Origin of the sequence: Mycobacterium sp. (genome assembly GCF_049280035.1) — a bacterium.
GTDB lineage: Bacteria > Actinomycetota > Actinomycetes > Mycobacteriales > Mycobacteriaceae > Mycobacterium.
Map to the genome: position 1 here is coordinate 1 of NZ_JBAPPI010000534.1, position 9,205 is coordinate 9,205.

Genomic DNA, 9,205 nt, shown 5'->3' on the forward strand with positions numbered 1-9,205 from the left:
GTCCTCGGGAGTGCCGGCGCGGCCCAGCGGGGTGTTCTCCAGGTATTCCTCGAGCACGCCCGGAATCTGGGTGGCCGGCTCGGTGAGCGGAGTGTGCACGAAGCCGGGGGCGACGGCGTTGACCCGGATACCGTGCGGCGCGAGTTCGAGCGCCGCGACTTGGGTCAGCATCGACAGCCCGGCCTTGGCCGCGCAGTAGGCGCTCATCGCCGTAGCGGGCTGGCGCCCGTTGAGCGAGCTGATCGACACCAGCGCCCCGCCGTCGCGCAGCCGGGGCGCTCCGTGCTTGATCACCAGGAAAGCGCCGGTGAGGCAGACGTCGACGACGGAGCGGAAATCTTCGACGGGCAGTTCGGTGATCAGCCCGACTCCGCCGTAACCGGCGGTGTTGACCACTACGTCGAGCGCGTCGGCCTGTTCGAAAAGTGTTCGTACCGAGCCCTCGTCGGTTACCTCGACCATCGCGGCGGTGTGCGGGTCGCCGAGTTCGGCAGCGACGGCACGCGCGCCGTCGGTGTTGCGGTCGGCGACAATCACCCGGCAGCCATCTGCGGCCAGCGCCTGGGCCACCGCTCGGCCGATGCCCGAGGCGCCGCCGACGACGACCGCCGCGCGATTGGTCATGCTGGCTCCCGGTCGGGTCGAGAGTCATTCCATTTGGCGGTGATCACACCCCATGGATCGGCGTAGCGGCCCGGGTAGCGGTAGTACGGCGAGCGACGTTTGAGCAGCGCATGGGCCAGCGGAGCCGCCAGCCTCGTCGGATAGCGCCGCCAGCCCATTCGGTCGGCCATCTCGGCCAGCAGCTGCGCCCACGAAACCCGTTGGAATTTCAGGGCTTCCACCGAGCGTGCGGTGTCCATCCAGTCGGTAGCGAACCAGTCGGCGTCGCTGTCCGGGTTGCCCTTACGCCCGGCGGGCATTCCACCCACCAAGCCCATCGCCGCGGCGCTGGCCGGGGCGAGGTCGCCGTGGACGTGGCGGTGCGAGTCGTCGCCGCCGATCAGCAACGTCTCGCCGACCACCGGCGCGGTGGTGGCGGCGACAAAGGCGCGCGCCACGTCACGCACGTCGACGGTCTGGATGCGCCCGTCGACCGGCAGCGACGCCTCGAAGTAAAGGGTGTCCAGGTCGATGTTGAAGCGCGGCTCTGCGGTCAGTACGCCGCCCAGGCGTAGCACCACCCAGTCCAGCTCCGAGCCGCGCACCAGCTGCTCGGCTTCCACCTTGTGGGCGCCGTAGATGTCGGATGGCCGCAGCGGAGTGTCCGCGGTGAGTACATCGGTAATGCGGTGTGGGTTACGGGCGCCGTAGGCGGCGACGCTCGAGGCTTGCACGAATCGCGGCGGCGCCGGCAGCGTGTTGGCTGCGTTGATCAAAAATCCCGTCGCGTCGACGTTGACGCGACGGGCCAGCGCCGGCCGCGCGTAGCACACCGGCGGGATGATCGCGGCAAGATGAATGATCGCCGCGGGCGAGACGTCGCGCAGCAGCGCGGCGACCGCTGCCGGATCGGTGAGGTCGGCCCACCGAACGTCGGTGGCCGGCAGCAGGGCGGCTGCGCTCTTGCGATTGGCCGGGATGTCGAGGTCGGTGGCGACGACGCGGCGGCCGTCGGCGCTCAGCTGTTGCACCGTCGCGGACCCGACCAATCCGAACGCCCCGGTGACCAGCACAGTCTCGGACATTGCCCTCCTAGCTCGCGAAAAGTGTATTTCGCGACGTGCCGGCGCGGATACGTGCGCCGCTCCTCCTCATCGCTTCGCTCTGCATCGTCGCCGGCGCGGAAAGGGGGCCGACTAACGCGCTGACTACGCCGTCGCCTCAGCTGCCTGCCGGCTCGGCGGCGCTGCGGTGGCTTTCATCTGGTCGAACAGCTCGGTGTAGTAGGGCAGGCATTCGGCTATCGCCTGCTCGGTTGTGAGCAACGGTCGATACCCGAGGTCGCGGGTGGCCTTGGCCACCGAGAAGTAGTTGTCCAGATACAGCCGCTCGACGGCCAGCGGTTCCAGCGGGGGTTTCGGTATTCCGAACCGGAAGTGCAGGCGCTGCCAGCCCGACATTGCCGCGCGGACCGCGGCGCCCGATATCCGAAGCCGGGGCAGGCGATATCCACACGCCGCTACCACCGGTCGCGCGAACTCGAACATGTTCACCGGTTCGGCGTCGTTGATGAAGTACGCCTGCCCGGGCGCACTGCCGCCCGGGACCAAGTGCTCGGCGGCCAGGATGAAGCCGTGAATCAGGTTGTGCACGTACGAGTTATCCAGCCGGGCGGCCTTGCGGCCCACCAGGATCTTGACATGGCCGGCCTGCACACTTTCGAACACCTTGCGAAACATCGTCTGGTCGCCACAGCCCCAGATTCCGCTCGGGCGTACCGCGCACGTCAGCAGCCCGTCAATCCCGTTCTGGGACAGAACAAATCGCTCGGCGACCACTTTCGTCTCGGTGTAAAGGTCATTGAACCGGTCGGTGTAGGGCAACGTCTCGTCACCGTCGGCGATCGGCTTGCCGCCCATCACCACACTGTTGGACGACGTGTAGACGAACCGCTGCACCCCGGCCGCCTGGGCGGCGTGCACCAGGGTCTTGGTTCCGTCGACGTTGACGGCGAAACTGCGTTGCCGGTACTCGTCGGTGACCGAGGCACCGCCCAGCAATTCGATAATCGCCGCGGTGTGGAAGACGGTGTCGATGCCGTCGACCGCCGCCGCGACCATCTCCGGGTCGCAGATGTCGCCCTGCAGCACCTCCAGCCCCGGGTGGGCTGCGAGCGGCGAGGGCGCACGGTCGAAGGACCGCACCTGGTGGCCACGGTCGAGCAGGGTGGTCACCAGGTTGGCGCCAACGAACCCCGAGCCGCCGGTGACCAGGATCCGGCCCAACTCGGTGGTCGGCGATGTTCCAGAAGTGTCAGACATGGGAACGAGGATAACTGAAACGTGTTCCAGTTTCGAATTCAATCCGTCAAACTGGTTTCAGATTCAAGAATCCTCCTGGTCGCTGGCTGCCAGCGCATCGGTCACCCGCTTGCGCGCTCCAGCTAAGTGTTCCTCACACCGTTTTGCCAGCTGTTCGCCTCTTTCCCACAGTGCTAGCGATGCATCCAGATCCAGCCCGCCCTGCTCGAGAAGGCGCACAACTTCGATCAGCTCGTCCCGGCATTTTTCGTACCCGAGATGACTAATAGGTGTAGCCTCGTCGGCCTGCCGCGGCTTGGCCGCGGCGTCGCTGTCCCGTTCAGACATCGGTCCGTCCTTCGCTGATCGCTGCGACGGAGCCGTCGGCAACTCGCACCCGCAGCTTGGTGCCCGCCGGGGCAGCCTCGACCGACCGGAGCACCGCCGAGGGCCCCTTCGTGGGAACCGTCTGCACCACGGCGTAGCCACGGGCCAGAGTGGCCGCCGGACCCAACGTAGCCAGCCGGGCGGACAAGTGACCGACGCGCTCGGCCTGCACGTCGATCAGTCGGCTGATGTCCCGGCGAACTGCAGACCGGGCGCGGTGAATCTCCTCGGCGCGCACCCTCAGCGCCGCCAGCGGCTCGGCCAGTACCGGGCGGCTGCGCAACTGCGCGAGCGCGCGCTGTTCGCGAGCCACCCAGTTGCGCAGCGCCTGGGCGCTGCGTCGGCGCAGGTCGTCGAGCAAGTGTTGTTCAGCCGCAGTATCCGGGACGATCTTTTTGGCGGCATCGGTGGGAGTGGCGGCGCGCAAATCGGCGACCAGGTCGCACAGCGGGTTGTCGGGCTCATGACCGACCGCACTGATTACCGGGGTCCGGCACGCGGCGATCGCGCGGCACAGCGTCTCGTCGGAGAACGGCAGCAGATCCTCGACGCTGCCGCCGCCGCGGGCCACCACGATCACGTCGACGTCCGGGTCGGCGTCGAGTTCGCTTAGCGCCGAGACAATTTGGGCGACGGCGTTGGGACCCTGGACGGCGGTGTTGCGGACCGCAAACTGCACCGCGGGCCAGCGCGCGGCGGCCACCGTGGTGACGTCGCGCTCGGCGGCGCTGGCCCGCCCGGTGATCAGTCCGACCATTGTCGGCAGGAACGGGATCGGCCGCTTGAGCCGTGGGTCGAACAACCCCTCGGCGTCCAGCAGTCGTCGCAACCGCTCGATGCGGGCCAGCAGTTCGCCGATCCCCACCGCGCGTATCTCGGACACGCGCAACGTCAGTGTGCCGCGTCCGGTGAAGAAGTTCGGCTTTCCGCAGACCACCACCTGCACACCCTCGACGAGTTTGACCGGCGCGCGGTCCACCAAATCCCTTGGGGCGGTTACGGTTAGCGACATATCGGCCGCAGGGTCGCGCAGCACCATGAACACCGTCTTGATGCCCGGCCGGATGTTGATTTGAGTCAACTGGCCTTCGACCCACACCGTGCCCAGCTTGTCGATCCAGCCTGCGATGCGGATGGCCACCGCACGAACCGGGTAAGGATTCTCGGCCGAATTCGCCGACCGGGTCCCTACCGCCCGTTCAGTGGGCACCGGTTCGGTCACCTCACCGTCGCGCGAGTGATCCTGTTGGCGAGCAGCGTCTGGAACGGTGCACGCGCCTTGGTGGCCTCTTCGTAGGCCAACAGAGCCTCGAGTTCATCCAGATCGAGCGATTGCAGCCTGGCCCGCAGCTGCGCCAGGGTCAAGGTTTCGTAGTCGAGCTCGTCGGCCACTGCGGGCGCAGCCACGGACTTGGCGGCCGGCCTTTTCCCGCGGGAAATGGGCCGAGTCGGCGAGTCGGGCGCGGTGTAGAGCGCGAACCGTCCTTCGGCGCGGCCCTCGCCGTCGGTCGGGTCGACGCCGGAGCCGAATGCGTCGGCATCACCGTCGTCGCCCAAGTCCTCGTCGAAGGTGGCCCACTCCGGCTGCTCCTCCTTGGGCGGGAAAATCTGCTCCAGGGTCGAGTCGCCCTTGATCACCAGCTCGGCGATGTTCTGCTGGAATCGCATCACGATGTGCGCGGCCTGACTGGCCAGTGTCATCGGATACATCAGGATGGTTTTCGGCAGCTTGATCGTCTCCTCGACGGCGAATGTCGCCGCGCCCACCAGCAGCCTGAACCCATACGGTGCAGTAGCCATGCGGTCAAGCCTGCCTTAAACCTGCGGTCAACTCCAAGCCGACAGCGCGAGCTGGCGAGCCCGAGTCCGCGGAAAGTACCCTGGTTGCCATGCCACCGACCGTCAACATGGGGATCCCGGGCGCCGCTAGCTCGGCGGTCGAGCCGGCGACCGGCAAGCGGGTGCTGCTGGCCGAGCCACGCGGGTACTGCGCCGGCGTCGACCGCGCCGTCGAGACGGTCGAGCGCGCGCTGGAAAAGCACGGCCCTCCGGTCTATGTCCGGCACGAGATCGTGCACAACCGGCATGTGGTGGACACCCTGGCCAAAGCCGGTGCGGTTTTCGTCGACGAGACCGACGAGGTCCCCGAGGGCGCGATCGTGGTGTTTTCCGCGCACGGCGTCGCGCCCACCGTGCACGCGTCGGCGGCCGAGCGGTCGCTGCGAGTTATCGACGCCACCTGCCCGCTGGTCACCAAGGTGCACAACGAGGCCAAGCGGTTTGCCCGCGACGACTACGACATCCTGCTCATCGGTCACCAGGGCCACGAGGAAGTCGTCGGAACCGCCGGCGAAGCCCCCGACCATGTTCAGCTGGTCGACGGACCCGGCGCGGTCGACGGTGTGACGGTTCGAGACGAGAACAAGGTCATCTGGCTATCCCAGACCACGCTGTCCGTCGACGAGACCATGGAGACCGTGCAGCGGCTGCGTGCCCGGTTCCCGAAACTGCAGGACCCGCCGAGCGACGACATCTGCTATGCAACCCAGAATCGGCAGGTCGCGGTCAAAGCGATGGCGCCGGAGTGCGAGCTGGTCATTGTCGTCGGGTCGGGCAATTCGTCGAACTCGGTGCGGTTGGTCGAAGTTGCCCTGGGCGCCGGGTCGGCGGCCGCTCATCTAGTGGATTACGCCGACGATATCGATCCGGCGTGGCTGGACGGCGTCACCACGATCGGGGTCACCTCCGGTGCATCGGTGCCTGAGGTGCTGGTGCGTGGCGTGCTGGAGCGGCTGGCCGAGTACGGCTACGACGTGGTGCAGCCCGTGACGACGGCTAACGAGACGCTGGTATTCGCCTTGCCGCGCGAGATCCGCCCCACCCGGCGCAGCGGCTAGGTCTAAACGTCGTATTCCCAGGAGTCAGCTCCGGGCTCGCGCAACCGCCGGGGACGTGATGGGGGCTCCCCGCGCGGCTCGTCAGCCGGGGTCGAGCTGCGATACCGGACCTGCGAGATCGGGTGGTGTGTCGCGGTGGCGCCGGATGTGCCGTTCGGCATGGACCTGCGACGAGGCTCCACGGGTTCGTAGGGCTCGACGGGCTCGTAGGGGTCGAAGCGGCTGCTAGGACGGGTCGGTTGAGCCTTGCGACTATGCGGGTCGCGGCGGATCTCCCGCGACGGCCGACCACGCAGGTCCGGATCGCGCGGCAATCTGCCGCGCCGGGGTGGCTCTGAGCCGTCGAGCTCGCGGGTGCGCGTCGTACGCCTTGGCCGCCGGGCCCGGTCAAGTGTCGGGTCGGCTGCTTCGTCCAGCGGTGGCCGAATATGGCGGGAGCGCGACGCTGCTGCCGTGCGTTTCGCCGTCCTGCGGGCGTCGGCCGATCCGGCCGATCTCGCCGGCTTCGCCGAACGTCTGACGGCGTGGGCTCGCTTCGAACCTGGCTTCGCGGCTTTGTCGGCCGTGTCATCATCGGCTGACTCGCGCCGCAGACCCGCGAACAGTGACGCAAGCCTGCCGACCCGTGCGGCGGGCTCTGCGTCGCCGCTCGCCATATCGACCTCGGCGCTCGCGACCGGGCGGATCACCATATCCAACGACCAGCGGATGATGCCGATAACCAGCACGCCGCCCGTGGTGAACACCATCAGCGGGAAGCGTTCGATCAGCGGATAGCCGCAGTTGATCAGCAGGTCCTTGAGCCCGGTGAACTTGGCGCCCTTAAACAGCCAGTACGCCCCGGGCACCGCGCAGAACAAGATCAGCGGTGGCTGGATGACCGCGGTGAAGACCCCGGACTGGCGCACTGCCAGCACCGCGGCCAGGCAACCCGCCACATAAAGCGCGGCAAAGACGGTCGTCAGCTCCTTGCCCGATCCGGCGTCGAAGGCGAAGCCCGCAGCGGCGCCAGTGACAGCGACAACCACGGCGGCCCACCAGGGCACACCAGAAATGTTGGGGATTATCGAGCGGTGATCTGCCGCCACCGCCGACCGCGTCCGCTGTGCTGACACATGTCGACCGTACCGGCTCAGCGCCGAAAGCCTCGTAAAGACCTTGTAAGCAGGCGGTGGGCGTGCCACGTTTCACGCTGCCGGGCCTCTCTTACACTTAGCTCCCTGTGAGCTTGAGCCTCGGAATCGTGGGTCTGCCGAATGTCGGCAAGTCGACGCTGTTCAACGCGTTGACCAGAAACAACGTGGTGGCCGCGAACTATCCGTTCGCGACCATCGAGCCGAACGAGGGCGTGGTGCCGCTGCCCGACCCCCGGTTGGCGACGTTGGCGGAGATGTTCGACTCGGAGCGCATCGTCGCGGCGCCAGTGACCTTCGTCGATATCGCCGGCCTCGTCGCGGGCGCCTCCGAAGGCGCCGGCCTGGGCAACAAATTCCTGGCCAATATCCGCGAGTGCGATGCGATTTGCCAGGTGGTGCGGGTGTTCTCCGACGACGATGTGACGCACGTCGCCGGGCAGGTGGACCCCAAATCCGATATCGAGGTCGTCGAGACCGAGCTGATCTTGGCCGATCTGCAAACACTCGAGCGGGCGGTGCCGAGGCTGGAGAAAGAAGCTCGCAACAGCAAGGACCGCAAACCGCTCCAGGAGGCCGCCGTGGTTGCTCAACAGACGCTCGACGGCGGGACGACGCTGTTCGCCGCGGGGGCGGATGCGCTGCTATTGCGGGAATTAAATCTGCTGACCACCAAACCGTTCCTCTTTGTGTTCAATGCCGACGAGGCGGTGCTCACCGATACTGACCGGGTCGCCGGCCTGCGCGCGCTGGTGTCGCCGGCGGACGCAGTTTTCCTGGACGCCAAGATCGAGGCCGAGCTCATTGAGCTTGACGACGAGTCGGCGGCCGAGCTGCTGGAGTCGATCGGTCAAAGCGAACGCGGCCTTGATGCGTTGGCGCGGGCCGGTTTTCACACGCTGAAGTTGCAAACCTTCCTGACGGCCGGACCCAAGGAGTCACGGGCGTGGACCATCCATCAAGGCGATACCGCGCCCAAGGCCGCCGGGGTGATCCACTCCGACTTCGAGAAGGGCTTCATCAAGGCTGAGATCGTGTCCTACGACGACCTGGTCGCCGCCGGGTCGATGGCCGCGGCTAAGTCGGCGGGCAAGGTGCGCATGGAGGGCAAGGACTACGTGATGGCCGACGGCGACGTCGTCGAATTCCGGTTCGGATCAACGTCTACGTCGAAGAGCAAGGCGTAGCCGGGCGTCCGTTGAGTTGGGTAGCTGCGCCGCGGCTGAAACCGGCAAGCTGACTGAATCGCGTCTCAGATTTCTCCGCTCGCAACGAATTCGACGAAGGTGCATCCGGCGGTTAGGCGCTGGGTGCACACTGCCGAAGTGCAAAAGATGCTCAGGAGAGCACCTACGACCGCTAGCGGTGCTGATCAACCAACCCGAAAGCGCCGACGACTCGTGCCAAAACGGGTAATCACCGGCGTGGTGGCCGTCGTCAGTGCCGTCGTGTTGGCCCTGTTCTCATCTGGGTGTCAGGGCCCGTCCACAGGTCGGGGTCCGGCGGCGAGCCCACGCTCGGCCGTGCCGCCGACTGCTCCGACCTACCGGGTCACCGCCACCGTGCCTGTCGGCAAGGACCCTTTCGGGGTGGCGGTGGATCCGGGCACCCACACCGTCTACGTCACCAACGGCAAGGACAACACGGTCTCGGTGATCGACGCCTCGACGCGCGCCGTCACCGTCACCGTGGCTGTCGGCAAGAGGCCGTGGGGGGTGGCGGTGGATCCGGGCACCCACACCGTCTACGACACCAACGCCGGCGACGGCACAATGTCGGTGATCGATGCCTCGACGCGCACCGTCACCGCCACCGTGCCTGTCGGCAAGGACCCTTTCGGGGTGGCGGTGGATCCGGGCACCCACACCGTCTACGTCACCAACAA

At 67.1% G+C, this 9,205-nt stretch carries 10 protein-coding genes; 3 read left to right on the plus strand and 7 right to left on the minus strand.

Going from position 1 to position 9,205, the window contains the following annotated elements; all coding sequences use genetic code 11:
- From WAN71_RS17365 to WAN71_RS17390, 6 genes are all read right to left on the minus strand, one after another.
- Positions 1 to 624: SDR family NAD(P)-dependent oxidoreductase (locus tag WAN71_RS17365; protein ID WP_422226516.1), on the minus strand; the 624-nt coding region annotated here is incomplete at its 3' end.
- A complete protein-coding gene (locus WAN71_RS17370; RefSeq protein ID WP_422226517.1) occupies positions 621 to 1,688 on the minus strand; it encodes an NAD-dependent epimerase/dehydratase family protein in 1,068 nt (355 codons plus the stop codon). The genes WAN71_RS17365 and WAN71_RS17370, both read right to left, overlap by 4 nt.
- 123 nt (positions 1,689 to 1,811) lie before the next feature.
- Positions 1,812 to 2,924 (minus strand): 3-beta-hydroxysteroid dehydrogenase, encoded by a 1,113-nt coding sequence (locus tag WAN71_RS17375; protein ID WP_422226518.1) that lies wholly within the window; start codon positions 2,922 to 2,924, stop codon positions 1,812 to 1,814.
- 63 nt (positions 2,925 to 2,987) lie between these two features.
- Positions 2,988 to 3,251, minus strand: coding sequence for an exodeoxyribonuclease VII small subunit (locus WAN71_RS17380; RefSeq protein ID WP_422226519.1), 264 nt, complete (start codon positions 3,249 to 3,251; stop codon positions 2,988 to 2,990).
- Positions 3,244 to 4,500: an exodeoxyribonuclease VII large subunit gene (gene xseA / locus WAN71_RS17385; RefSeq protein WP_422226520.1), complete on the minus strand. Its 1,257-nt coding sequence runs from the start codon at positions 4,498 to 4,500 to the stop codon at positions 3,244 to 3,246. Before xseA ends, WAN71_RS17380 begins: the two co-directional genes overlap by 8 nt.
- An 8-nt stretch (positions 4,501 to 4,508) precedes the next feature.
- Entirely contained in the window at positions 4,509 to 5,090 is a 582-nt protein-coding gene (locus tag WAN71_RS17390; protein ID WP_422226521.1) for a lipid droplet-associated protein, read from the minus strand.
- Between the two features lie 89 nt (positions 5,091 to 5,179).
- Here WAN71_RS17390 and WAN71_RS17395 point away from each other — a divergent pair, with 89 nt between their 5' ends.
- Complete coding sequence (locus WAN71_RS17395; protein ID WP_422226522.1) at positions 5,180 to 6,187, plus strand: 4-hydroxy-3-methylbut-2-enyl diphosphate reductase; 1,008 nt, start codon at positions 5,180 to 5,182, stop codon at positions 6,185 to 6,187.
- 2 nt (positions 6,188 to 6,189) lie between these two features.
- Here the strand turns inward: WAN71_RS17395 and WAN71_RS17400 are convergent, their stop codons facing one another.
- Positions 6,190 to 7,302 carry a DUF6542 domain-containing protein gene (locus tag WAN71_RS17400; protein WP_422226523.1) on the minus strand — a complete coding sequence of 371 codons (1,113 nt, stop codon included), beginning with the start codon at positions 7,300 to 7,302 and terminating at the stop codon, positions 6,190 to 6,192.
- A 107-nt stretch (positions 7,303 to 7,409) separates the two neighbouring features.
- Between WAN71_RS17400 and ychF the strand changes: the two genes are divergently transcribed.
- Positions 7,410 to 8,507, plus strand: a complete 1,098-nt coding sequence (gene ychF / locus WAN71_RS17405; RefSeq protein ID WP_422226524.1) for a redox-regulated ATPase YchF — start codon at positions 7,410 to 7,412, stop codon at positions 8,505 to 8,507.
- 213 nt (positions 8,508 to 8,720) lie between these two features.
- Positions 8,721 to 9,205, plus strand: a 485-nt coding sequence (locus WAN71_RS17410; RefSeq protein WP_422226525.1) for a YncE family protein, incomplete at its 3' end; no start/stop codon positions are given.